The organism is Klebsiella sp. 18074, assembly GCF_902705905.1.
GTDB classification, from domain to species: Bacteria; Pseudomonadota; Gammaproteobacteria; order Enterobacterales; family Enterobacteriaceae; genus Klebsiella; species Klebsiella terrigena.
This window is the reverse complement of record NZ_CACSIS010000026.1, coordinates 37,802-62,690: the sequence shown is the minus strand read 5'-3', so window position 1 is coordinate 62,690 and position 24,889 is coordinate 37,802. Positions and strand designations below refer to the sequence as shown.

The window sequence follows — 24,889 nt, the reverse complement described above, 5'->3', positions numbered from 1 at the left end:
TAATTCGATAAGCACAGGATAAGCATGCTCGATCCCAATCTGCTGCGTACCGAGCCAGACGCAGTCGCAGAAAAACTGGCACGCCGAGGCTTTAAGCTGGATGTAGATAAACTTCGCGCTCTTGAAGAGCGTCGTAAAGTTCTGCAGGTAAACACTGAAAATTTGCAGGCAGAGCGTAACTCGCGATCGAAATCCATTGGCCAGGCGAAAGCGCGCGGGGAAGATATCGAGCCATTACGCCTGGAAGTGAACAAGCTGGGTGAAGAGCTGGATGCCGCAAAAGCTGAGCTCGATGCTCTGCTGGTTGAGATCCGCGACATCGCGCTGACGCTGCCGAATATCCCGGACGAGTGTGTACCGATGGGTAAAGACGACAGCGAAAACGTTGAGATCAGCCGCTGGGGTGAACCGCGTAAATTCGAATTCGAAGTACGCGATCACGTTACGTTAGGTGAAATGGCGAAAGGCCTGGATTTTGCCTCCGCGGTTAAACTGACGGGTTCTCGCTTCGTCGTGATGCAGGGGCAAATCGCGCGTATGCATCGTGCCCTGAGCCAGTTCATGCTTGATCTGCACACCGAACAGCATGGTTATGTCGAAAACTACGTCCCGTACCTGGTAAACCATGAAACACTGTACGGCACGGGCCAGTTACCGAAGTTTGGCGGTGATTTGTTCCACACCCGTCCGCTGGATGAAGAAGCCGACAGCAGCAACTACGCATTGATCCCAACTGCCGAAGTGCCACTGACCAACCTGGTTCGTGACGAGATCATCGATGAAGACGCTTTGCCACTCAAAATGACCGCTCATACCCCATGCTTCCGTTCCGAAGCGGGTTCTTATGGTCGTGATACGCGTGGTCTGATCCGCCAGCACCAGTTTGATAAAGTCGAAATGGTACAAATCGTTCGTCCAGAAGATTCTATGGATGCACTGGAAGAACTGACGGGTCATGCCGAAAAAGTGTTGCAGCTACTGGGTCTTCCGTACCGTAAAGTGCTGTTGTGCAGTGGTGATATCGGGTTTGGTTCAGCTAAAACTTATGATCTTGAAGTCTGGTTGCCAGCGCAGGACACGTATCGTGAAATCTCCTCTTGTTCAAACATGTGGGATTTCCAGGCGCGTCGTTTACAAGCTCGCTGCCGTAATAAATCAGACAAGAAAACCCGTCTGGTGCACACCCTGAACGGTTCCGGTCTGGCTGTTGGTCGTGCGCTGGTTGCGGTGCTGGAAAACTATCAGCAGGCTGACGGTCGCATTGAAGTGCCGGAAGTACTGCGTCCTTACATGAACGGTATTGAGTTCATCGGCTGATAACTCCTCATTCCTTTCTTAAAAAGCGCCTAAGGGCGCTTTTTTTATGCCTGTATTGATACTGAACAATAACCCTTCAGTCGAAAGCAGGGATACTCCCTTCGAATTAGAAGCAGCATAAAACTCTAAAAAAGACTAATTTCGCTATATACATATCTATATAGCGTTTGGTGCATTTCAATGAGCAATGAAGTGAGTATTCATGAAAATAAAAGCCCCTGATGTTTTGCTGACTGCCGAAGTCAGCCGTCGAGGTTTGATGAAAACCTCGGCAATCGGCGGACTGGCAATCGCCAGTAGTGCATTCACCTTACCGTTTACCCGTATTGCGAATGCTGCCGACGCTATTCAGCCGGTTGCTGCTGCCGGGAAAATGGTCTGGAGCGCCTGTACGGTCAACTGTGGTAGCCGTTGCCCGCTGCGGATGCACGTGGTCGATGGCGAAATCAAATACGTTGAAACCGACAATACCGGCGACGATAACTACGACGGCCTGCATCAGGTGCGCGCGTGTCTTCGCGGCCGCTCTATGCGTCGCCGTGTATATAACCCTGACCGCCTGAAATATCCGATGAAGCGAGTCGGTAAACGTGGTGAAGGTAAGTTCGAGCGTATTAGCTGGGAAGAGGCGTATGACACCATCGCCAACAACATGCAGCGTTTGATCAAAGATTACGGCAACGAATCTATTTACCTGAATTATGGTACTGGCACGCTGGGCGGCACCATGACGCGTTCATGGCCTCCAGGAAAAACGTTGATTGCCCGTCTGATGAACTGCTGCGGGGGTTATCTGAATCACTACGGCGATTACTCTTCCGCTCAGATTGCGGAAGGTCTGAACTACACCTACGGCGGCTGGGCCGACGGTAACAGCCCGTCAGATATTGAAAACAGTCAGCTGGTTGTGCTTTTCGGCAACAATCCAGGTGAAACCCGCATGAGCGGCGGCGGCGTGACGTATTACCTTGAACAGGCACGCCAAAAATCCAACGCCCGTCTGATCATCATCGATCCGCGCTACACCGACACTGGTGCTGGCCGTGAAGATGAGTGGATCCCAATTCGCCCAGGTACAGACGGAGCGCTGGTGTCCGGTCTGGCATGGGTGATGATCACTGAAAATCTGGTCGATCAACCGTTCCTCGATAAATACTGCGTTGGCTATGACGAGAAAACGCTGCCTGCCAGTGCGCCTGCGAACGGCCACTATAAGGCGTACGTTCTGGGCCAGGGTAAAGACGGCACGGCTAAAACGCCACAATGGGCAGCGTCTATCACCGGGATCCCGGCGGAACGTATTGTCCAACTGGCGCGCGAAATCGCGATGGCCAAACCGGCATTTATCAGCCAGGGCTGGGGTCCGCAGCGTCATGCTAACGGCGAGATTGCCACCCGCGCTATCTCCATGCTGTCGATTCTCACCGGCAACGTCGGCATTAACGGCGGCAACAGCGGCGCGCGCGAGGGCTCATACGATCTGCCGTTTGAGCGTATGCCGACGCTGGAAAACCCGGTTGAGACCAGCATCTCCATGTTTATGTGGACCGACGCCATCGAGCGTGGCCCGGAGATGACGGCGCTCCGCGACGGGGTTCGCGGCAAATACAAGCTCGATGTACCGATCAAGATGATCTGGAACTATGCGGGCAACTGCCTGATTAACCAGCACTCCGATATCAACCGCACCCACGACATCCTACAAGATGACAAGAAGTGCGAATTGATTGTAGTGGTGGATTGCCACATGACCTCTTCGGCGAAGTATGCCGATATTCTGCTGCCAGATTGCACAGCGTCTGAGCAGATGGACTTCGCGCTGGATGCCTCCTGCGGCAACATGTCCTACGTCATCTTTGCCGACCAGGTTATCAAACCGCGTTTCGAGTGCAAAACCATCTATGAGATGACCACCCAGCTGGCAAAACGCATGGGCGTTGAGCAGAAGTTCACCGAAGGCCGCAACCAGGAAGAGTGGATGCGCCATCTGTATGAACAGTCTCGCCAGGCTATCCCTGGACTGCCAACGTTTGAAGCGTTTCGCAAGCAGGGCATGTTCAAGCAGCGCGATCCAGAAGGGCATCACGTGGCCTATAAGGAATTCCGTGAGAACCCGGCTGCCAATCCGCTGACCACGCCGTCAGGCAAAATCGAAATTTACTCAGCGCAGCTGGCAGAGATTGCCGCCTCCTGGCAACTGACGGAAGGCGACGTTATCGATCCGCTGCCGATTTATACCCCCGGCTTTGAGAACTATAACGATCCGCTGACCGAGAAATTCCCGCTGCAGCTGACCGGCTTCCACTATAAATCTCGCGTGCACTCGACCTACGGCAACGTAGACGTTCTGCAGGCGGCCTGTCGCCAGGAGATGTGGATTAATCCGCTTGATGCGAAGACGCGAGGTATCGCCAACGGCGACCGAATTCGTATTTTCAACGCCCGCGGTGAGGTGCATATCGAAGCCAAAGTGACGCCGCGTATGATGCCTGGCGTCGTCGCGCTGGGTGAGGGCGCCTGGTATAACCCGGACGCAGGCCGCGTGGATCAGGCGGGGAGTATCAACGTGCTCACCACCCAGCGCCCGTCGCCGCTGGCGAAAGGAAATCCGTCGCATACCAACCTCGTCCAGGTTGAAAAGCTGTAAGGAATAACCGATGACAACTCAATATGGATTTTTTATCGATTCCGCCCGTTGCACCGGTTGTAAAACCTGCGAACTGGCTTGTAAAGACTATAAGAACCTGACGCCGGACGTCAGCTTCCGCCGCATTTATGAATATGCGGGCGGCGACTGGCAGGAGGATAACGGCGTCTGGCAGCAGAACGTGTTTGCCTACTACCTCTCTATCGCCTGTAACCACTGCGAGGATCCGGCCTGTACCAAAGTCTGTCCGAGCGGCGCCATGCACAAGCGCGACGATGGCTTTGTGGTGGTGGATGAAGACGTCTGTATCGGCTGCCGCTATTGCCATATGGCCTGCCCGTACGGCGCGCCGCAGTACAACGCGGCGAAAGGGCATATGACCAAGTGCGACGGCTGCCACGAACGCGTCGCCGTTGGTAAAAAACCGATCTGCGTTGAGTCCTGCCCGCTGCGGGCGCTGGACTTTGGCCCAATCGAAGAGCTGCGGCAGAAGCACGGCAAGCTGGCCGCCGTTGCGCCGTTGCCGTCGGCGCATTTTACGCAACCCAGCATTGTCATTAAACCGAACGCCAACAGTCGTCCGTGTGGCGATACAACCGGCTATCTGGCCAACCCGAAGGAGGTGTGAGATGGGAAGTGGATGGCATGAATGGCCGCTGATGATCTTCACGGTCTTTGGTCAGTGCGTAGTGGGGGGCTTCATTGTCCTGGCGCTAGCGCTTATGAAAGGCAGCCTGTCGCGTGAGCAGCAGCAGCGCGTGGTGCTTAGCATGTTTGGCCTGTGGGTGCTGATGGGGATTGGGTTTATCGCCTCGACGCTGCACCTGGGGTCGCCGATGCGGGCCTTCAATTCGCTCAACCGCGTCGGAGCATCGTCGCTGAGTAATGAAATCGCCAGCGGAGCGCTCTTCTTCGCCGTTGGTGGTATTGGCTGGCTGCTGGCGGCGGTTAAGAAGCTGCCGGCCGGGCTGCGCAGCCTGTGGCTGATCGTAACAATGGTGCTGGGCGTCATCTTCGTCTGGATGATGGTGCGGGTGTACAACACCATTGATACGGTTCCGACCTGGTATAGCGTCTGGACGCCGCTGAGCTTCTTCCTGACGCTGTTTATCGGCGGACCGCTGCTGGGCTATCTGCTGCTGCGCGTGGCCGGCGTGAACGGCTGGGCGATGCGTCTGCTGCCTGCCGTAACGCTGGTGGCCCTGGTGGCGAGCGTGGCCGTGGTGCTGATGCAGGGAAGCGAGCTGTCGACTATCCACAGCTCTATCCAGCAGGCGTCTGCGCTGGTGCCGGACTACGGCTCGCTGATGGCGTGGCGCGTTGCGGCCCTGGCGCTGGCCCTGGCGTGCTGGGTTGCACCGATGCTTAAAGGATATCAGCCGGCGTTGCCGCTGCTAGGCCTGGCATTTGTGCTGGTGCTGGTGGGTGAGATGGTGGGCCGCGGGGTCTTCTACGGTCTGCATATGACGGTGGGTATGGCGATCGCTAGCTAAGCCGCTATTCGCGCCGGAACCTCGCGGTTCTGGCGCGATAAAAAATGCGCTCTCTTCATGAAATATTTCAACTGATATTCCCGCCCGTTAATTCCAATAAATTAATAAAAACAATGGAATAATATAAAGAATAATTCTGCCGCCTCGCCGATGGATAAAAAACTTCAATCGTTGCCCGAGAAACCGCGTCCTGCCTGATTTCAGGTGGATTGACAATGTTTATAGCGGTGGCATGATGCGCACGAAATCTGAACTTCCTCACGGTTTATATCCATGTCCATCTACACCCGGCCGGTGCAAATGTTGCTCTGCGGCCTGCTTTTGTTGACGCTGGCGATAGCGGTTTTAAATACCCTCGTCCCGCTTTGGCTCGCCCATGAAAACATGCCTACGTGGCAGGTTGGGATGGTCGGCTCATCCTATTTCACCGGTAATCTTGTCGGAACCCTGCTGGCCGGATGGGTTATTAAGCATCTCGGTTTTAACCGCAGCTACTATCTTGCCTCGCTGATTTTTGCCGTCGGCTGCGTTGGGCTTGGCGTAACGATGGGGTTCTGGACCTGGTTCAGCTGGCGCTTTGTGGCCGGCGTGGGCTGCGCAATGATTTGGGTCGTGGTAGAGAGCGCGCTGGTGTGCAGCGGGACCACCCGCAGCCGCGGTCGCCTGCTGGCGGCGTATATGATGGTTTACTACGTTGGTACCGTGCTGGGCCAACTGATGGTGAGCAAGCTGCCGACAGACCTGATGAGCGTCCTGCCCTGGGTGACCGGTCTGGCGCTGGCCGCCATCCTTCCTCTGCTGTTTACGCGCGTGGTCAATCAGACGGATGAGCCGCACGAGCCGGCGCGCATCTGGCCAATGCTCAGACTTCGCCAGGCTCGTCACGGCGTTAATGGCTGCATTATTTCCGGGATCGTCCTCGGCTCACTGTACGGACTTATGCCGCTGTGGCTGAACCATCAGGGAGTGAGCGACGCCGGGATTGGCTTCTGGATGGCGGTGATGGTGAGCGCCGGGATCTTTGGCCAGTGGCCGGTGGGTCGCCTGGCGGATCGCTATGGTCGCCTGCTGGTACTGCGCGTTCAGGTGTTTATCGTTATTCTCGGCTGTCTGGCCATGCTTAGCCAGGCCGCGATGGCGCCCGCGCTGTTTATCCTTGGCGCCTCCGGCTTTACGCTGTATCCGGTGGCGATGGCCTGGGCATGCGAAAAAGTTGAGCGCCATCAGCTGGTGGCGATGAACCAGGCGCTATTGATGAGCTACACCATCGGCAGCCTGCTTGGGCCAACGCTTACCGCGATGCTGATGCAGAATTTCTCCGATAACTTGCTGTTTATTATGATCGCGAGCGTGTCGTTCATCTACCTGCTGACGCTGCTGCGCAAAGCGGGGCACCACCCGACGCCGGTGGCCCACGCCTGATTTTCTCAAGCCATAGCCGGCGGGATACCTCCGCTGGCTATTGATGAGAAGCGATAAGCGCCGCAAGCTGGCTGCGCTCCTCAATCGCAGCGAGCCGCTGCAGCCGGTCCTCCTCATCTAACCAGCACACCAGTCGCTGGATGGTTTGAATATGCTGTTCGCTATCCGCTGCCGCCAGCACGACTATCAGCCGGACAGCGGGATGGCCGGGAAACTCAACGCCTTCCCCGCAACAAAGCAGCGAAAGCGCGCTGTTGTGGCTTAACACGCCGTCTTCCGGTCGCGCGTGCGGTAGCGCAAATTCAGGGCTCAGTATGTACCAGGGACCGTGCTGTTCCGTGGCGCTGATAATCGCCTGTGCGTATTCCGCAGTGACCTTTCCCTGCAGCTCTAAAGGCTGACAGGCGAGCCGAACAGCGCTGCGCCAGTTGAGAGCGTGCTGCGCATACTGGCTGGCGGCAAAAAGCTTGTCGTCCATATCAATTCCTCAGATAACGAGCCGGCCGCGGCCGGCCCGCGCTGCGCCTTAGCTCAGTGCGCGATATAGCGCCTCGCCGGAGATGCCATATTTCTCTTTTAGCTGACGGCTATTGCCGGATTCGGTGAAGGTATCCTGAGTTCCCAGGCGTATCAGACGCGCCGGGTGGGCCGCCTGCGCCATCGCTTCGGCAATCTGGCCGCCGAGACCTCCATTTACGCTATGATTCTCAAGGGTGGCGATGAGCGGACAGTCGGCAACCAGCGCAGCGAACGCCTCATGGTTGAAGGGTTTGAGCTGCGCTACGTGAATCAGCCTGCCTCTTTTACCGCTGGCGAGCAGCTTCTCGTAGCCATCGGTGGCCTGCTCCAGCACCGTACCCTCAAAGAGAATGGCAAAATCATTCCCGCAGCTGGCGATGGCCGCGATATCGGTAACCCGCGGAATCGTGCTCTTATCGCGAACCGGCATCGGCTCGCGGGCGACGCGAATATAGACCGGACCCGTAATATTGGCCGCCTGTTCGAAGGCTTCCGCGATTTCTTCGGCATCCGCAGGCGTCAGGACCGTTAATCCCGGCAGCACGCGGGTCAGGGCGAGATCTTCCAGCGCATGGTGCGAGGCGCCGTCCGGTCCGTCATCCATACCGGGATGGCTGCCGACCAGTTTGACGTTAGCTTTGGCATAGCAGGCCTGCCGCAGCTGAGTCCAGGCGGTGCCCGTTACAAACATCGCAAAATTGACGTAGAAGGGCATAAACCCCTCAAGCGCCTGTCCGGTCGCGAAGCTCATTGCCGAGCCCTCCGCAATACCCATTTCGAAAAACGCCTCGGGATAGAGGGCCTGAAACTGGTCCGTGCGGGTTGAGCTGGCTAAGTCGCTGTCGATGGCAACCACGGGGTAGCCCTTTTGTTTCAGGGCGATCAGCGCGTTACCGATTTCATCGCGTGGGGCTTTCATCACTGTAACTCCTCCATTGCCTGCTGATACTGTTCCCGGGTGGGGGTTTTTGAGTGCCAGTCGCCGTTATTTTCCATATAGCTAACGCCGGAGCCTTTGGTGGTATGCGCAATAATGGCAACCGGCTTGCCTTTTAGATGGCGGGAGAGCATCAGGGTATCGGCAACCTGGTGCATGTCATTGCCGTTAAGAAGCTCCAGCACATGCCAGCCAAAACAGCGGATTTTGTCAGCCAGCGGCTCAAGGTTGACCACCTCATTGACCGGATCGTGTGACGAGAAGCGGTTGTAATCGACGATGGCGACCAGGTTGTCCATTTTCATATGGGCGGCCTGCTGCAGGGTTTCCCAGATTTGCCCTTCATGCATCTCGCCGTCGCCGAGGATCGCAAATACCCGATGGGGATCGTTACGGCGTTTTTTCGCTGCCGCCATCCCCAGGGCAACCGACAGACCCTGGCCGAGCAGGCCGGTGGTGGCATCGACGTCGGGGAGCGCCTTGATGCTGGGGTGGCCCTGCAGGCGGGAATCGATCTGGCGGAAGGTGCTGAACTCCCGGCGTTCAATCTTACCCATCTGATAAAGCATGGCGTACTGGGCGGCGACGGCATGGCCTTTACTCATGACGATGCGCGAACGGGGGGAGCGACTGAGGTCCACTTCCTCGTAGTAGAGCCAGGTCAGAATATCGATGATTGACAGGGCGCCGCCCGGATGGCCGATCCCTGATTCATAGATCATGCTAACGATATCGCATCGTGCAGCGAGCGCGTGGGACTTTAGTTCTGCAATATTCACGTTGTTTCCTCCTATGGCAGCATTTTGCCGATGTAGTACACGACCAGGCCAAGCGCGACGAAATCAGTTTCCGGGAAGCTGGTTCCCGACAGACCAACGGACTCCATAATCGGGTAGATCAGGGCCGGCCCGATGCCGATGAGGATCCCGGTGATAAAGCTCCCGGCAATCGCGCCTTTCCAGCCGCCGGAGGCGTTACCAAACACCGCGGCGGTGGCGCCGATAAAGAAATAGGGGATGGCGACCGGGATAATGACGGTCTGACCGAGGATCGCGAGGAACCCCATCACCACCAGCCCGCCGATAAATGAAGAGATAAATCCCAGCACCGTAGCGGTTGGCGCGTAGGGGAAGACCACGGGACAGTCGAGCGCGGGTTTGGCGTTAGGTATGAATTTCTCCGAAATACCGAGGAACGCGGGGACGATTTCGGAGAGCAGCAGGCGTACGCCGGTAATAATGATATACAGCGAAGCGGTGAACGTCAGCGACTGGAACAGCGGATAGACCAGCCAGTGCATCCCGCCGGCCGCCGCCGTTACGGCCTCTTTTCCGGCCGCGAGAGCGGCGATGTAGTAGAAGATACTGACCGAGATCGAAACGGAGACAATATAATCTTTAAAGATCCCCAGCCAGCCGGGCAGATTCAGCTTCTCCGTCGACTGTTTCGGATCGCCGACCTTCGAACCGATCCATCCGGATGCCGCGTAGGCCAGCGTAACGTAGTGCCCCATGGCGATTTCATCATTGCCGGTGATTTTTCTCATCCAGGGTTGGGCGATGGCCGGATAAAGGCACGCGGCGAGGCCGAGCAGAATTGAGCCGACAATAATCGTGGTCATATCGCTATAGCCAAGCGCTTTCAGCGTGACGGTGAGCAGGGCCGAGAGATAGAGATTATGCTGCCCGGTGAGAAAGATGTACTTAAACGGGGTGACGCGAGCAAAGAACAGATTCCAGCCAAAACCGATGACCATAATCAGCGACACGCACATCGCGAATTTAGTCTGCGCCAGCCCGGTGAGCGCTTCCGACAGCGGCATCACGCCTTTCAGACCAAACCCATCGCTGAACAGCGTCTGAAAGTTGCCAAGCGAGGTTACCGCCAGTCCGGCGCCGCCGGCAAAAACCAGAAACCCGACGATAGTTTTGAAGGTGCCGGAGAGCACCTTTTCAATCGGTTTGCGTTGAATTAATAAGCCAATTAATGCGATAAAACCAACTAAAAGTGGGGTAACGCCCAGAATGTCGAATACAATAAATCTGAGGAAATCCATATTGCCTCCGGGAGAATTTAGTTGCCCTGGATGACGCTGATGAGCGCAGATTCCATCTCTTCGCTGTTCATCAGATCGGTTATCCCGATGGCCCTGAACCCAGCGGCTTCGACTTCATCGGTGAGATCGCGCATAGTGATAACGAAATCGATATCTCGCCAGGTCCTCAGGCCGGAAAGTACGTCATGCTCCAGTTCGACATCCCAGCGGTGTTTATCGATGATTTTTTGTGCTTTGATTTTGAGCATCAGAGAGCTGCCCATACCGGTACGACAGACGATGAGACCTTTCATTAGATGTTCTCCTGTTTGTAAAAATAATAATTTTTATTTTATCTTGTGAGATAATAATTATTATCCTGGATGTGAGATGAAAGATGTGACTGTGTTTGCATTTTGAGCAATAAAGGCGAAATATGAGCCATATAGACAGTAATTTATTGATAAACATAAGAAATGAGTCTGCAGGCCTTAGCCCGATACTGGAAAAGGTCGGCCGCTTTATCACCGAAAATCCTGATTTTGTGATGCGGCATACCATTTCGGAACTGGCCGACTCCGTCGATACCAGCGAGGGCAGCATTACGCGTTTTTGCCGGGCGTTTGGCTTTAAAGGCTTTTCTGATTTCAGAACGACGTTGGCGATTGAGCAGGGGGCGACGCGATCGGAGGACGGCGGTAATGAAGAGATAGCTCCCGTGCTGGCAAGCATTCGTGATAGCAACGCCATCATTGACGCTCAGGAGCTTCAGGCGGCGGCAGTTTGGCTTAATTCACTGAATAACATTGCAATTTATGCGGTAGGTACGGCGGTGCCGGTGGCGCTGTTTCTCCAGATGAACTTAATCAACATGGGGAAAGCCGCTGGTTTTGTCGACCGCTCTTACCCGGCGGCGCTGCCGATGTCGTCTGATAGTCAAAAAACCGGGATTATCGTTATTCATACCGAGCAGGCATCGGCGGATATGATGCAGGCATTATCGCTGGCGAAGCAGCAGGGGGTTAAAATACTGTCGCTGACTCGCGGTACGTTTGCGCCCCTGGCGCGCCTGTCTGACTGGAATCTACAGGCAGCCGTGGCTTTACAGGGGGAGGGGGAATCAGGGTTTGCCGAGATTGCGGGGGCAATGATGGTGGCCGATCGGATCCTTAGCGCGCTGGAGGAGCAGGACGAGCGCTACGCTGAGTACCGTAAAGCGCATCAAAAACGTATTTTCTCAATTGAGAGCGTGACCAGCAAGCTGTCGCAATACTTTATGTCCTGATGCTGCTGAAGAAAGGCCTGGCCCGGATAAGACCTCCAGCGTCGTTATCCGGGGCTCTTGCTAAGAGGCAAGCTTTAGCTAGTACATAACCTTATGGCCATACTGCTCGAGAATGCCTTTTACGCGCTCCATGGTCTCTTTCTTCGGCGGATGCACGCCGTCAAGCTTGTACTCTTCACCCATCGCCACCCATTTATGCTTGCCCAGCTCGTGATACGGCAGCAGCTCGATTTTTTCGACGTTGCCCATATCGCGGGTAAACTCGCCGAGGCGGTGCGCGGAATCATCATCATCTGACCAGCCGGGTACCACCACGTAGCGGATCCAGACGTTGATATTCTTCTGCGACAAATAGCGGGCAAACTCCAGCGTACGGTGGTTAGAGACGCCGACCAGATTTTGGTGGATTTCATCATTCATCTGCTTAAGGTCAAGCATCACCAGATCGGTCACTTCAAGCAGCTCGTCAATCACCGGATCGTAGCGACGAACGAAGCCGTTGGTATCGAGGCAGGTGTGGATGCCCTCCTTGCGGCAGGCGCGGAACCAGTCGCGTACGAATTCAGCCTGCAGGATAGCCTCACCGCCGGACGCGGTCACACCGCCGCCGGATGCGTTCATAAAGTGACGGTAGGTGACAACCTCTTTCATCAGGCTTTCGACGGTGACTTCGGTACCGCCGTGGGTATCCCAGGTATCGCGATTATGGCAGTACAGGCAGCGCATCAGGCAGCCCTGGAAGAAGGTGATGAAGCGGATCCCAGGCCCATCGACGGTGCCACAGGATTCAAAGGAGTGAATGCGACCAATAGTTGACATTGCGGTGGTATCTCCAGATTCGGTCCGTCCGGGACCTGTGATGCACAGCTCAAACCGGCTGTGTTTAAGAGCCAGTCCCATTAGGCTATTTTACTTACCATTTTGAACCTGGGCAGTGCTCACAATCCTCACGTACTACGTGTACGCTCCGGTTGTTGCGCGCTGTCCGTGTTCAAACTGGCTGCGACAATTACGCCTAATGGGATAGGCTCTAAGTCTGTTTTGGCAGTTATCCATTGAGTATAGATAGCGGACAAAAGAGACTGGGGGGGTGGGAGGTATTGCTAAAAAGGCCCCACTTGCGTGGAGCCTTTATTGTACGCTTTTTATATCGCGATTTCAGTCAAAACCCGTTACATGGTCTGAGTGAAGGTACGAGTGATAACGTCCTGCTGCTGCTCTTTAGTCAGGGAGTTAAAACGTACTGCATAGCCGGATACGCGGATGGTCAGCTGCGGATATTTTTCCGGGTTTTCCATCGCGTCGAGCAGCATTTCACGGTTCATAACGTTGACGTTCAGGTGCTGACCGCCTTCGATAGAAGCTTCGTGGTGGAAGTAACCGTCCATCAGACCAGCCAGGTTAGTTTTACGAACTTCGTCGTCTTTACCCAGAGCGTTAGGAACGATAGAGAAGGTGTAAGAGATACCATCTTTAGCGTACGCAAACGGCAGTTTTGCAACGGAGGTCAGAGAGGCAACGGCACCTTTCTGGTCACGACCGTGCATCGGGTTAGCACCTGGTCCGAACGGAGCGCCAGCGCGACGACCGTCAGGGGTGTTGCCGGTTTTCTTACCATACACAACGTTAGAAGTGATGGTCAGAACGGACTGAGTCGGGATAGCGTTGCGGTAGGTAGTCAGTTTCTGAATTTTCTTCATGAAACGTTCAACCAGATCGACCGCCATGTCATCTACGCGAGAGTCGTTGTTACCAAACTGCGGGTATTCGCCTTCGATTTCGAAGTCGACTGCCAGACCGTCTTCGTCACGAATCGGTTTAACTTTCGCATATTTGATAGCGGACAGGGAGTCAGCGGCAACGGACAGACCGGCGATACCACATGCCATGGTGCGAACAACGTCACGATCGTGCAGCGCCATCAGAGAAGCTTCGTAGCTGTACTTGTCGTGCATGTAGTGGATGATGTTCAGCGCGGTGACGTACTGTTTAGCCAGCCAGTCCATGAAGTGATCCATGCGTTCCATGACTTCGTCAAAGTTCAGAACGTCGCCTTTGATCGGTTCAGACTTAGGACCAACCTGCATTTTCAGTTTTTCATCAACGCCGCCGTTGATAGCGTACAGCATGGTTTTCGCGAGGTTAGCGCGAGCACCGAAGAACTGCATTTGCTTACCAACAACCATCGGGCTTACGCAGCAAGCGATAGCGTAGTCATCATTGTTGAAGTCAGGACGCATCAGATCGTCATTCTCATACTGCAGAGAAGAGGTATCGATGGAGACTTTAGCCGCGTATTTTTTGAAGCTCAGCGGCAGTTTTTCAGACCACAGAATAGTGATGTTCGGCTCCGGAGACGGCCCCATGGTGTACAGGGTGTTCAGGAAGCGGAAGCTGTTTTTGGTTACCAGAGTACGGCCATCAACGCCCATACCACCGATTGATTCAGTTGCCCAAATCGGGTCACCGGAGAACAGTTCATCATACTCAGGAGTACGCAGGAAGCGAACCATACGCAGCTTCATGACCAGGTGGTCAATCATTTCCTGAGCGTCCTGCTCGGTGATTTTACCGGCTTTCAGGTCGCGTTCGATGAAGATATCCAGGAAGCTGGAGGTACGGCCGAAGGACATTGCCGCGCCGTTCTGAGACTTAACGGCAGCCAGGTAACCGAAGTAGGTCCACTGGATAGCTTCCTGCGCGGTTTTAGCCGGTGCAGAGATATCGCAGCCGTATTTGGCCGCCATTTCTTTGATCTGGCCCAGCGCACGGTACTGCTCGGAGATCTCTTCGCGCAGACGGATGGTTGCTTCCAGATCTTCGCCGTTTTCCAGTCTTTCTTGCAGAGACAGGAACTGAGCGTATTTGTCTTTCATCAGGAAGTCGATGCCGTACAGCGCAACGCGACGGTAGTCACCGATGATACGACCGCGGCCGTAGGCATCCGGCAGACCGGTCAGCACGCCGGATTTACGGCAGTTCAGAATGTCTTTGGTGTAAACATCAAAAACGCCCTGGTTGTGAGTTTTACGGTACTCGGTGAAGATTTTTTTCAGCATCGGGTCCAGCTCGCGATCGTACGCTTTGCAAGAACCTTCAACCATTTTAATGCCGCCGAACGGGATAATCGCACGTTTCAGCGGAGCTTCAGTCTGCAGACCAACGATTTTCTCGAGCGCTTTCTCGATGTAGCCTGCGTCGTGAGAAGTGATGGTGGATGCAAGGGAAGTGTCAAAATCAACAGGCGCGTGAGTGCGGTTTTCCTGTTTAACACCTTCCATTACGTTGTCCCACAGCTTGGTGGTCGCGTCAGTTGCGCCAGCCAGGAAGGACTCGTCACCTTCGTACGGGGTATAGTTTTTCTGGATAAAGTCACGGACGTTGACTTCGTTCTGCCAGTCACCTTTCGCAAAACCTTCCCAGGCTGTGGCTAACTTTTCATTAAGCTCGGACATGTAACACCTACCTTCTTAAGTGGATTTTTTATTTACTGCCTGAAACAACCCTTAGTGATGGTTGTCGCCACGCAGGTAAATGACCCAGTATGTCAACCCAACCAGCAGACCACCGCCAATAATGTTCCCGATAGTTACCGGAATCAGGTTATCAGTGATGAAGTTCATGACGGTCAGGTGAGAGAAACTTTCCGGAGTTGAACCAACTGCGGTCCAGAATTCCGGGCTTGCAAAGTCGCGGATTACGATACCCATCGGGATCATAAACATGTTAGCGATACTGTGCTCGAAGCCGCTGGCAACGAACATGGCTACGGGCAGAACCATAATCATTGCTTTGTCCATCAGGCTGCGGCCGGAGTAGCTCATCCACACCGCGAGGCAGACCATCAGGTTCGCCAGGATACCCAGGCAGACGGCTTCAATAAATGTATGATGCATTTTGTGGTCAGCGGTTTGCAGGACGTTTAGCCCCCAACCGCCGTTAGCGGCCATATATTCACCCGATAGCCACATCAGCAGCACGAACAGCAGCGCACCTATCAGGTTACCAACATAGACGTTGAGCCAGTTTATTGCCAGTTGACCCCAGGTAATCCTGCCGCTGGCTTTCGCCACAACGATAAGTACGGTGGAGGTAAACAGGTCAGCACCGCAGATGACGCACAGAATCAGGCCGAGTGAAAAGCAGATCCCCCCAATAAGCTTGGCAATACCGAAAGGCATCGCGGCAGTACCGGTCGTCGCGGTGATGTAGAAGACAAAAGCAATGGAGATAAAGACACCAGCGGTAATCGCCAGATAAAAGGTCTTCATCGGGTGCTTTGTCGCTTTATAGACACCCGCTTCTTCGGCGACTTTCGCCATCGCAGCGGGGAGTAATAGATCAAAAGGGTTGTCAGCTTTCACACTAACTCTCTCTTTATATAAGTTGGCGGTGAGATACTAACAAAGCATTATAGAAGGGAAATTGATGTAGATCATATCCCACCGGAACTATAAGCCCGTTTAGCGTATGGTTTTTGCGGTAATTAATTGTAACTTAATGTTTATTAAGAGAAAAATAAAGTTTAATATTTACAAAATATGTTGATTTTTTTCATTCTTGGGCAACGGCAACGGTTAATTAAAATGGAGTATTTTTATTAAAATTAACATCTCCAAACTGTTGTGCGATCAATTTTCACCGTAAATTAACGTCACAACTACAAATTATTGGTCCCGTGAATAAAATATAAAAAAACGGAGCCGTAAACGACTCCGTGATGGGGCACTTCAGGCGGCGCTAAAGGCTATTTAGCCCAGTACGCCGCTTTAGCACGCTGCAGCTTCTCGTAGGCTTTCAGTAAGGACTGATGGGCCGGGAAAGCGTGCAGATCGCTATCTACCGCCTGCAGGCCGTAGAACGGCGCTTCGCCGCTTAGCGCAGCGCTGGCGGCTTCCACTGCATCTGCGCCGTACATGCGCACAAAGGCGTTCAGGTACTGCAGCGGCTGGCGCTCTTCTTCCTGGCTCAGCAGCAGCAGCGTTTGCAGGCAGCGGTAGTAGTTGGCGCGCTCTGCGCTGAAAATTGATGCATTGAACTCGATCGTCCACTCCGTCCAGATCAGCGCCTGCTCCAGATCGCCGCCGGCCAGCGCCAGCATCGCTTTCAGTTCGCCAATACGCAGCGTATACCAGCCGTTGTCTTTGCCCGTTGCGAGGCCCAGCAGTTCGCGAACGCGGGTGAAGTCGTCATTACCTTCATCGTCCAGCTGCTCAATCAGCGCCAGATAGTCCTCTTTCTCCCACTCGCTGCCCGGCAGAGAGAGGAGCGTTTCGCGCAGATGGCTGCCCATGCTGTTGTTCGCCAGCCACAGGTCTTCTGCCGGATAGATATCCGACATCCCCGGAACGATAATCCGACAGGCGTAGACGCTCAGGTGCTCGTAATCGGCGATGTAGACCTCTTTATCTTCTTCTTTAAAGATGGCCATCAGGGTGGCGAACTCTTCTTCCGTGGTACCGGAGAAGCTCCAGTCGACGAACGGATAGTCGGCATCCTGTTTGAACATATCCCAGGAGATCAGGCCGCTGGAGTCGATAAAGTGGGTTTCAAGGTTGGCGTGTTCAGCCACTTCTTCGTCATCGAAGGTTGGCGGCGTGAAGACGTCGAGATCCTTCAGGCTACGGCCCTGCAGCAGCTCGGTGACGGTGCGCTCCAGCGCGACGCCGAAGTCAGGGTGCGCGCCGAAGGAGGCGAAGCAGGTCCCGTTTTCCGGGTTAAACAGCACCACGCAGATCACCGGATACTTGCCGCCCAGCGAGCCGTCGTAAGCAAAAATCGGGAAACCTTCCGCTTCCAGCTTATTAATCGACTCCACCACGCCCGGATAGCGGGCCATCACGTCGGCAGGGATTTCCGGCAGGCTGATGCTTTCAGCAATGATGCGGTTCTTGATATGGCGCTCAAAGACTTCCGACAGGGCTTGAACGCGCGCTTCGTTCGCGGTGTTGCCCGCGGACATCCCGTTAGAAACGTACAGGTTGCCAATGATATTCATCGGAATATAAACGGTTTCGCCGTCGGACTGACGGGTGAACGGCAGGCCGCAAACGCCGCGATCGTCATTACCCGACTGCAGGTCAACCAGCATGCCGGCGGTCAGCTGATCGTCAGGATCGTAGAAGGCGCGCAGGCGAGGATCGAGCAACCCCTGCGGAACTTCGTCATCTTCGGTCAGCGGGAACCATTTTTCGTTTGGATAGTGAACAAACGGCCCGTTAGCGATGGTTTCGCCTAACCAGAAGTCAGCGAAGAAATAGTTGGTCGACAGACGTTCGAAGTACTCGCCCAGCGCAGAGGCCAGCGCCGCTTTTTTGGTCGCGCCTTTGCCGTTGGTGAAGCACAGCGAGCAGGCTTTATCGCGGATATGAACTGACCACACGTGCGGTACCGGATTCAGCCACGAGGCCTCTTCAATATCAAATCCGAGGTCGAGCAATTTCTGCTGGAAGCGAGCGATGGAATCTTCCAGGGCGGCGTCTTTGCCGGGGATAAACGTTTGAGTCATAGCGGTCACTTTTTTCGTACGTAAAGCGCGCAATGATACGGGGTTTGTGTGTCAGGCGCTATCTTCGTGAAGGCCCCGGCGAAAATAAAAGCCTGGGCTATGCTTACAGGCAGTAACCTACTGTTAAGGCATTAAAAAATGAAAGCGTTCGATCTTCATCGCATGGCGTTTGATAAAGTTCCGCCGGAGTTTTTAGGGGAGGTCGCGCTGCGCAGCCTCTTTACCTTCCTGCTGGTTTTCCTGTTCCTTAAAATTACCGGACGGCGCGGCGTCCGCCAGATGTCGCTCTTTGAAGTGCTGATCATTTTGACGCTAGGCTCTGCGGCCGGGGACGTCGCCTTTTATGACGACGTGCCGCTGATCCCGGTATTCGTCGTGTTTGTCACTCTGGCGCTGCTCTACCGCCTGGTGATGTGGCTGATGTCAAAAAGCGAGAAGCTGGAAAACCTGCTGGAAGGGAAGCCGGTGATCATCGTCGAAGAAGGGGAGCTGGCGTGGGAAAAAGTCAACCGCGCCAACATGACCGAGTTCGAGTTTTTTATGGAACTTCGCCTCTACAGCGTGGAGCAGCTCGGCCAGGTTCGGCTGGCGATAATGGAAACTAACGGGCAAATCAGTATGTACTATTACGCTGATGAAGAGGTTAAGCCGGGGCTATGTATTCTGCCGGATGGCTGCTATGAACGTTTTGTGACCATTCCTGAAACCGGCGAATACGCCTGCGTGCGCTGTAGCCAGGTGATCGTTATTCAGGCCGGTAAAAAGCAATTATGTCGGCGCTGTCAAAATCCAGAATGGGCGAGGGTTAGCAGAGCTAAACGCATCACCTGACAGCCTTTTTGTCGGTTTTGTTACGGAGGGCTAGTGAATTGTTTTGTGTGAAGCCGATCATATTTTTCCGCTCATAAGTTTTAGGCATTGCGATGCGTGTCGCTGAATGATAAAACCGATGTACCCGTCATACTTCAGGCTGCATGTGCGCTGGCCGCACTCGTGCAAGCCGGCCGCTGACTTCAGCAGGCGCCAGCGGAAGAATCCACTGGTCGTCCGTCCGCAGCTCGAATTATCATGGTTCAGATACCGGAATAACATATGCACGCGACGGTTCGCGGGCAAATAACATAGCAACGTGGTGAGGGGAAATGGCTCAGGTCTATAACTTTAGTTCGGGCCCGGCAATGCTGCCGGCGGAAGTTCTCAAACTGGCTCAGCAGGAGCTTTGCGACTGGCAGGGTCTGGGAACGTCGGTAATGGAGATCAGTCACCGTGGTAAAGAGTTTATCCAGGTGGCCGAGGCGGCGGAGCAGGATTTTCGCGATCTGCTCAACATCCCCTCCAACTACAAAGTTTTATTCTGCCATGGCGGCGGTCGCGGCCAGTTCGCTGGCGTCCCGCTGAACCTGCTCGGCGATAAAACCACCGCTGACTACGTTGACGCTGGCTACTGGGCAGCAAGCGCCATCAAAGAAGCGAAAAAATACTGTTCGCCAAATACCATTGATGCCAAAGTCACCGTTGATGGCCTGCGGGCCGTCCGGCCGATGAGCGAATGGCAGCTGACGCCGGGCGCCGCCTACCTGCACTACTGCCCGAATGAAACCATCGACGGCATCGCCATTGACGAAACACCGAACTTCGGTGATGACGTCGTTGTTGCCGCTGATTTCTCCTCGACTATCTTGTCCGCGCCGATCGACGTCAGCCGCTTTGGTGTTATCTACGCCGGCGCGCAGAAAAACATTGGCCCGGCGGGGCTGACGCTGGTGATCGTTCGCGAAGACCTGCTGGGTAAAGCGAACGTCGCCTGTCCGTCAATACTCGATTACTCCGTGCTTGATGCCAATGATTCCATGTTCAACACGCCGCCGACCTTTGCCTGGTACCTCTCTGGGCTGGTATTCAAATGGCTGAAAGAGCACGGCGGTGTGGCGGCAATGGATAAAATCAACCAGCAAAAAGCCGATCTGCTCTACGGCACGATCGACGGCAGCAGCTTCTATCGTAACGACGTGGCGGCGGCCAACCGCTCGCGCATGAACGTTCCGTTCCAGCTGGCCGACAGCGCGCTGGACAAGCTGTTCCTCGAAGAGTCCTTCGCCGCTGGCCTGCATTCACTGAAGGGGCACCGCGTCGTGGGCGGCATGCGCGCATCTATCTATAACGCGATGCCGCTGGCAGGCGTGCAGGCGCTGACCGACTTTATGCAGGACTTTGAACGTCGTCACGGCTAATCATTGTTGTGCTTTTCATCCCCGCAGCCGGTCTGCGGGGTTTTTATTCCGTTTTTTTGAGAGTTGAGTTTGATGGAATCCCTGACGTTACAACCCATCGCGCGCGTGGATGGCACCGTGAACCTGCCTGGGTCTAAAAGTGTCTCTAACCGCGCTTTGCTGCTGGCGGCATTAGCCCGTGGCACTACGGTGCTGACCAACCTGCTGGACAGCGACGATGTTCGCCACATGCTGAATGCCCTGAGCGCCTTGGGAGTTCATTACACCCTGTCCTCCGATCGTACCCGCTGCGAAGTGACCGGCAACGGTGGTCCGCTGCGGGCGAATAGCGCGCTGGAGCTGTTCCTTGGCAACGCCGGGACCGCGATGCGCCCGCTGGCGGCAGCTCTGTGTCTGGGAAGCAACGATATCGTGCTGACCGGTGAACCGCGGATGAAAGAGCGTCCGATTGGTCATCTGGTTGATGCGTTACGTCAGGGTGGCGCCCAAATTGAGTATCTGGAGCTGGAAAACTATCCGCCTCTGCGCCTGCGCGGCGGCTTTGCCGGCGGCAGCGTTGATGTTGACGGCAGCGTTTCCAGCCAGTTCCTTACCGCTCTGCTGATGGCTGCGCCGCTGGCGCCGCAGGATACCGTTATCACCATTAAAGGCGATCTGGTTTCCAAACCGTACATTGATATTACGCTGCATCTGATGAAGACCTTCGGCGTGGACGTTGAAAACCAGTCCTATCAGCGTTTTGTCGTTCGCGGCAATCAGCAGTACCGTTCTCCGGGCGACTACCTGGTTGAGGGCGATGCCTCTTCGGCATCCTACTTCCTCGCGGCGGGTGCCATTAAGGGCGGTACGGTGAAAGTCACCGGTATCGGCCGTAACAGCGTGCAGGGCGATATCCGCTTTGCTGACGTGCTGGAAAAAATGGGCGCTATCGTCAGCTGGGGCGATGACTATATTGCCTGTACCCGCGGCGAGCTGAACGCCATCGATATGGATATGAACCATATTCCGGATGCGGCAATGACTATCGCCACCGCGGCGCTGTTTGCCAAAGGCACCACTACGCTGCGTAATATTTATAACTGGCGGGTAAAAGAGACCGATCGCCTGTTCGCGATGGCCACCGAACTGCGCAAAGTCGGCGCTGAAGTGGAAGAGGGCGAGGATTACATCCGCATTACGCCTCCGCTGGAGCTGCAGTTTGCTGAGATTGGCACCTATAACGATCACCGCATGGCGATGTGCTTCTCGCTGGTGGCGCTTTCCGACACGCCGGTGACGATCCTCGATCCGAAGTGTACGGCCAAAACCTTCCCTGACTACTTCGAACAGCTGGCGCGGATTAGCACCCAGGCGTAAGCGCCTGCGGTTGCGCCAACGTAAAGCTTTGTTATCTGCGGGCTGATATGCCGTCAGCCCGCTATAATTGCGCAATTATTCTGCATTTCATTTCCGGTCGTCCGTATTTTGCATCCAATGCTCACTTTCCGTCGTATAGATGCGTATAATGCGCGGCGTTTATATTCTATGCGCCTTGCTGAAGGAGAAAAAGATGACGGCAGCTATTCCGGTAATCACCATTGATGGGCCTGGCGGTGCGGGTAAGGGAACGTTGTGCAAGGCGATGGCGGAAGCGTTAGGCTGGCATTTGCTCGATTCCGGCGCCATCTATCGCGTTCTGGCGCTGGCCGCGCTGCATCATCATGTGGACGTCGAGTCTGAAGAAGCCCTGGTGCCGCTGGCTGCGCACCTGGACGTGCGCTTTATTTCCACCGATGGCAGCCTCGAAGTTATCCTTGAAGGTGAGGACGTCAGCGCGGCAATCCGCACGCAGGAAGTGGCGAATACTGCTTCGAAAGCCGCGGCTTTTCCCCGGGTGCGTGAAGCCCTGCTGCGCCGTCAGCGCGCGTTTCGCGAACTGCCGGGTCTGATTGCCGACGGACGAGATATGGGTACCGTGGTGTTCCCCGATGCGCCGGTGAAAATTTTCCTTGATGCGTCCGCGCAAGAACGTGCGCATCGGCGCATGCTGCAGTTGCAGGAAAAGGGCTTTAGTGTTAACTTTGACCGCCTTTTATCCGAGATAAAAGAGCGTGACGACCGCGATCGTAATCGCAGCGTGGCGCCACTTGTCCCGGCTGCCGATGCTTTAGTTCTCGATTCTACTGAACTAAACATTGAGCAAGTAATTGAAAAAGCGCTACAATATGCGCGCGAGAAATTGGCAGCCGCTTAGCCGTTATCGGCAAAGCGCAGCGGCCTCCGAATTATAGCAGTACCCCCGCAGCAACGGAGTGTTAGCGGGTATGTTAAACAACCCCATCCGGCACGGAGCCAGGTGGACGTTAAATATGAAACCTGAAGATTAAACATGACTGAATCTTTTGCTCAACTATTTGAAGAATCCTTAAAAACAATCGAAACCCGTCCGGGTTCCATCGTTCGTGGTGTTGTTGTTGCTATCGACAAAGATATCGTACTGGTTGACGCCGGTCTGAAATCTGAGTCTGCCATTCCGGCAGAGCAGTTCAAAAACGCCCAGGGCGAGCTGGAAATCCAGGTCGGTGACGAAGTTGACGTTGCTCTGGATGCAGTAGAAGACGGCTTCGGTGAAACCCTGCTGTCCCGTGAAAAAGCTAAACGTCACGAAGCTTGGATCACGCTGGAAAAAGCTTACGAAGAAGCTGAAACTGTAGTCGGTGTTATCAACGGCAAAGTTAAAGGTGGCTTCACTGTTGAGCTGAATGGTATTCGCGCGTTCCTGCCGGGTTCCCTGGTTGACGTTCGTCCGGTTCGCGACACGCTGCACCTGGAAGGCAAAGAGCTTGAGTTCAAAGTAATCAAGCTGGACCAGAAGCGTAACAACGTTGTTGTTTCCCGTCGTGCCGTTATCGAATCCGAGAACAGCGCAGAACGCGATCAGCTGCTGGAAAACCTGCAGGAAGGCATGGAAGTCAAAGGTATCGTTAAGAACCTCACTGACTACGGCGCATTCGTTGATCTGGGCGGCGTCGATGGCCTGCTGCACATCACCGACATGGCGTGGAAACGCGTTAAGCACCCGAGCGAAATCGTAAACGTTGGCGACGAAATCACTGTTAAAGTGCTGAAGTTCGACCGCGAGCGTACCCGTGTATCTCTGGGCCTGAAACAGCTGGGCGAAGATCCGTGGGTAGCTATCGCTAAGCGTTATCCGGAAGGTACCAAACTGACCGGTCGCGTGACCAACCTGACCGACTACGGCTGCTTCGTTGAAATCGAAGAAGGCGTTGAAGGCCTGGTTCACGTTTCCGAAATGGATTGGACCAACAAAAACATCCACCCATCCAAAGTTGTTAACGTTGGCGACGTAGTGGAAGTTATGGTTCTGGATATCGACGAAGAACGTCGTCGTATCTCCCTGGGCCTGAAGCAGTGCAAAAACAACCCATGGCAGCAGTTCGCGGAAACCCACAACAAGGGCGACCGTGTTGAAGGTAAAATCAAGTCTATCACTGACTTCGGTATCTTCATCGGCCTGGACGGCGGCATCGATGGCCTGGTTCACCTGTCTGACATCTCCTGGAACGTTGCAGGCGAAGAAGCAGTACGTGAATACAAAAAAGGCGACGAAATCGCAGCAGTTGTTCTGCAGGTTGACGCAGAGCGTGAGCGTATCTCTCTGGGCGTTAAGCAGCTCGCAGAAGATCCGTTCAACAACTGGGTTGCACTGAACAAGAAAGGCGCAATCGTAAACGGTAAAGTCACTGCAGTTGACGCTAAAGGCGCAACCGTAGAACTGGCTGACGGCGTTGAAGGTTACCTGCGTGCTTCTGAAGCATCCCGTGACCGCGTTGAAGATGCGACTCTGGTTCTGAGCGTTGGCGATGACGTTGAAGCTAAATTCACCGGCGTTGATCGTAAAAACCGCGCAATCAGCCTGTCTGTTCGTGCGAAAGACGAAGCTGATGAGAAAGATGCAATCGCAACTGTTAACAAACAGGAAGATGCAAACTTCTCTAACAACGCAATGGCTGAAGCTTTCAAAGCAGCTAAAGGCGAGTAATCTTAGTCTTTCGGGTTACAACAACCTGAATTACGACGAGTTTACTTGACAGATTGCAGGATTCGTCCTGTAATCAAGCACAAAGGGCGGCTACGGCCGCCCTTGTTTAAAGCTGTTAGCTAATCTGGCCCTGAAGGAAACCGGAGGAAAAATGACCAAGTCAGAATTGATAGAAAGACTTGCCAGCCAGCAATCCCACATTCCTGCGAAAGCGGTTGAAGATGCTGTTAAAGAAATGCTGGAACATATGGCCTCAACGCTTGCTCAAGGTGAGCGCATTGAAATCCGCGGTTTCGGCAGCTTCTCTTTGCATTACCGAGCACCTCGCACCGGGCGTAACCCGAAAACTGGCGATAAAGTCGAACTGGAAGGCAAGTACGTTCCGCACTTTAAGCCTGGGAAAGAACTACGCGACCGCGCCAATATTTACGAAGAGTAAGTTCCGCTGAACGG

General features: G+C 54.6%; 21 protein-coding genes. 12 read left to right on the top strand and 9 right to left on the bottom strand.

Going from position 1 to position 24,889, the window contains the following annotated elements:
• Positions 1 to 24 precede the first annotated feature (24 nt).
• From serS to GVK32_RS22000, 5 genes are all read left to right on the top strand, one after another.
• Complete coding sequence (gene serS, locus GVK32_RS22020) at positions 25 to 1,317, top strand: serine--tRNA ligase (protein WP_159872346.1); 1,293 nt, start codon at positions 25 to 27, stop codon at positions 1,315 to 1,317.
• Between the two features lie 202 nt (positions 1,318 to 1,519).
• Entirely contained in the window at positions 1,520 to 3,964 is a 2,445-nt protein-coding gene (gene dmsA, locus GVK32_RS22015; protein ID WP_159872344.1) for a dimethylsulfoxide reductase subunit A, read from the top strand.
• A gap of 10 nt (positions 3,965 to 3,974) precedes the next feature.
• Positions 3,975 to 4,592 carry a DMSO/selenate family reductase complex B subunit gene (locus GVK32_RS22010; protein WP_041144785.1) on the top strand — a complete coding sequence of 206 codons (618 nt, stop codon included), beginning with the start codon at positions 3,975 to 3,977 and terminating at the stop codon, positions 4,590 to 4,592.
• A 1-nt stretch (position 4,593) separates the two neighbouring features.
• A complete protein-coding gene (locus GVK32_RS22005) occupies positions 4,594 to 5,457 on the top strand; it encodes a dimethyl sulfoxide reductase anchor subunit family protein (RefSeq protein WP_132511793.1) in 864 nt (287 codons plus the stop codon).
• 273 nt (positions 5,458 to 5,730) lie between these two features.
• Positions 5,731 to 6,879, top strand: a complete 1,149-nt coding sequence (locus tag GVK32_RS22000) for an MFS transporter (protein ID WP_159872342.1) — start codon at positions 5,731 to 5,733, stop codon at positions 6,877 to 6,879.
• Positions 6,880 to 6,916: 37 nt separating this feature from the next.
• Here the strand turns inward: GVK32_RS22000 and GVK32_RS21995 are convergent, their stop codons facing one another.
• The 5 genes from GVK32_RS21995 to GVK32_RS21975 are packed head-to-tail and all read right to left on the bottom strand — an operon-like array spanning position 6,917 to position 10,684.
• Positions 6,917 to 7,357 (bottom strand): PTS sugar transporter subunit IIA, encoded by a 441-nt coding sequence (locus tag GVK32_RS21995; protein WP_159872340.1) that lies wholly within the window; start codon positions 7,355 to 7,357, stop codon positions 6,917 to 6,919.
• Between the two features lie 48 nt (positions 7,358 to 7,405).
• Positions 7,406 to 8,317, bottom strand: coding sequence for a transketolase family protein (locus GVK32_RS21990; protein ID WP_159872338.1), 912 nt, complete (start codon positions 8,315 to 8,317; stop codon positions 7,406 to 7,408).
• On the bottom strand, positions 8,317 to 9,114 hold the full coding sequence (locus GVK32_RS21985; RefSeq protein ID WP_159872336.1) for a transketolase: 798 nt from the start codon (positions 9,112 to 9,114) through the stop codon (positions 8,317 to 8,319). The genes GVK32_RS21990 and GVK32_RS21985 overlap by 1 nt, the downstream gene beginning before the upstream one ends.
• An 11-nt stretch (positions 9,115 to 9,125) precedes the next feature.
• Positions 9,126 to 10,391, bottom strand: a complete 1,266-nt coding sequence (locus tag GVK32_RS21980; RefSeq protein WP_159872334.1) for a PTS ascorbate transporter subunit IIC — start codon at positions 10,389 to 10,391, stop codon at positions 9,126 to 9,128.
• A gap of 17 nt (positions 10,392 to 10,408) precedes the next feature.
• Positions 10,409 to 10,684, bottom strand: coding sequence for a PTS sugar transporter subunit IIB (locus GVK32_RS21975; protein ID WP_045854646.1), 276 nt, complete (start codon positions 10,682 to 10,684; stop codon positions 10,409 to 10,411).
• Positions 10,685 to 10,806: 122 nt separating this feature from the next.
• Between GVK32_RS21975 and GVK32_RS21970 the strand changes: the two genes are divergently transcribed.
• The gene (locus tag GVK32_RS21970) at positions 10,807 to 11,655 is read left to right on the top strand and encodes a MurR/RpiR family transcriptional regulator (RefSeq protein ID WP_159872332.1); all 849 of its coding nucleotides are present in this window, start codon (positions 10,807 to 10,809) and stop codon (positions 11,653 to 11,655) included.
• 78 nt (positions 11,656 to 11,733) lie between these two features.
• Here the strand turns inward: GVK32_RS21970 and pflA are convergent, their stop codons facing one another.
• From pflA to ycaO, 4 genes are all read right to left on the bottom strand, one after another.
• Entirely contained in the window at positions 11,734 to 12,474 is a 741-nt protein-coding gene (gene pflA, locus GVK32_RS21965) for a pyruvate formate lyase 1-activating protein (protein ID WP_041144788.1), read from the bottom strand.
• 353 nt (positions 12,475 to 12,827) lie between these two features.
• Complete coding sequence (pflB, locus tag GVK32_RS21960) at positions 12,828 to 15,110, bottom strand: formate C-acetyltransferase (RefSeq protein WP_159872330.1); 2,283 nt, start codon at positions 15,108 to 15,110, stop codon at positions 12,828 to 12,830.
• A gap of 51 nt (positions 15,111 to 15,161) precedes the next feature.
• Positions 15,162 to 16,019, bottom strand: coding sequence for a formate transporter FocA (gene focA, locus GVK32_RS21955; RefSeq protein ID WP_159872328.1), 858 nt, complete (start codon positions 16,017 to 16,019; stop codon positions 15,162 to 15,164).
• A 383-nt stretch (positions 16,020 to 16,402) separates the two neighbouring features.
• Complete coding sequence (ycaO, locus tag GVK32_RS21950) at positions 16,403 to 18,163, bottom strand: 30S ribosomal protein S12 methylthiotransferase accessory factor YcaO (RefSeq protein ID WP_159872326.1); 1,761 nt, start codon at positions 18,161 to 18,163, stop codon at positions 16,403 to 16,405.
• A 138-nt stretch (positions 18,164 to 18,301) separates the two neighbouring features.
• Between ycaO and GVK32_RS21945 the strand changes: the two genes are divergently transcribed.
• The 6 genes from GVK32_RS21945 (at position 18,302) to ihfB (ending at position 24,875) form a co-directional block, all read left to right on the top strand.
• Positions 18,302 to 18,994 carry a DUF421 domain-containing protein gene (locus tag GVK32_RS21945; protein WP_159872324.1) on the top strand — a complete coding sequence of 231 codons (693 nt, stop codon included), beginning with the start codon at positions 18,302 to 18,304 and terminating at the stop codon, positions 18,992 to 18,994.
• A gap of 311 nt (positions 18,995 to 19,305) precedes the next feature.
• Positions 19,306 to 20,394 (top strand): 3-phosphoserine/phosphohydroxythreonine transaminase, encoded by a 1,089-nt coding sequence (serC, locus tag GVK32_RS21940; RefSeq protein WP_041144793.1) that lies wholly within the window; start codon positions 19,306 to 19,308, stop codon positions 20,392 to 20,394.
• A 72-nt stretch (positions 20,395 to 20,466) separates the two neighbouring features.
• On the top strand, positions 20,467 to 21,750 hold the full coding sequence (gene aroA / locus GVK32_RS21935; RefSeq protein ID WP_159872322.1) for a 3-phosphoshikimate 1-carboxyvinyltransferase: 1,284 nt from the start codon (positions 20,467 to 20,469) through the stop codon (positions 21,748 to 21,750).
• A gap of 193 nt (positions 21,751 to 21,943) precedes the next feature.
• Positions 21,944 to 22,627: a (d)CMP kinase gene (gene cmk, locus GVK32_RS21930; protein ID WP_045854654.1), complete on the top strand. Its 684-nt coding sequence runs from the start codon at positions 21,944 to 21,946 to the stop codon at positions 22,625 to 22,627.
• Between the two features lie 135 nt (positions 22,628 to 22,762).
• Positions 22,763 to 24,436 carry a 30S ribosomal protein S1 gene (rpsA, locus tag GVK32_RS21925; protein ID WP_004860074.1) on the top strand — a complete coding sequence of 558 codons (1,674 nt, stop codon included), beginning with the start codon at positions 22,763 to 22,765 and terminating at the stop codon, positions 24,434 to 24,436.
• Positions 24,437 to 24,587: 151 nt separating this feature from the next.
• Entirely contained in the window at positions 24,588 to 24,875 is a 288-nt protein-coding gene (gene ihfB / locus GVK32_RS21920; RefSeq protein ID WP_004100704.1) for an integration host factor subunit beta, read from the top strand.
• The last annotated feature ends 14 nt before the right edge of the window (positions 24,876 to 24,889 follow it).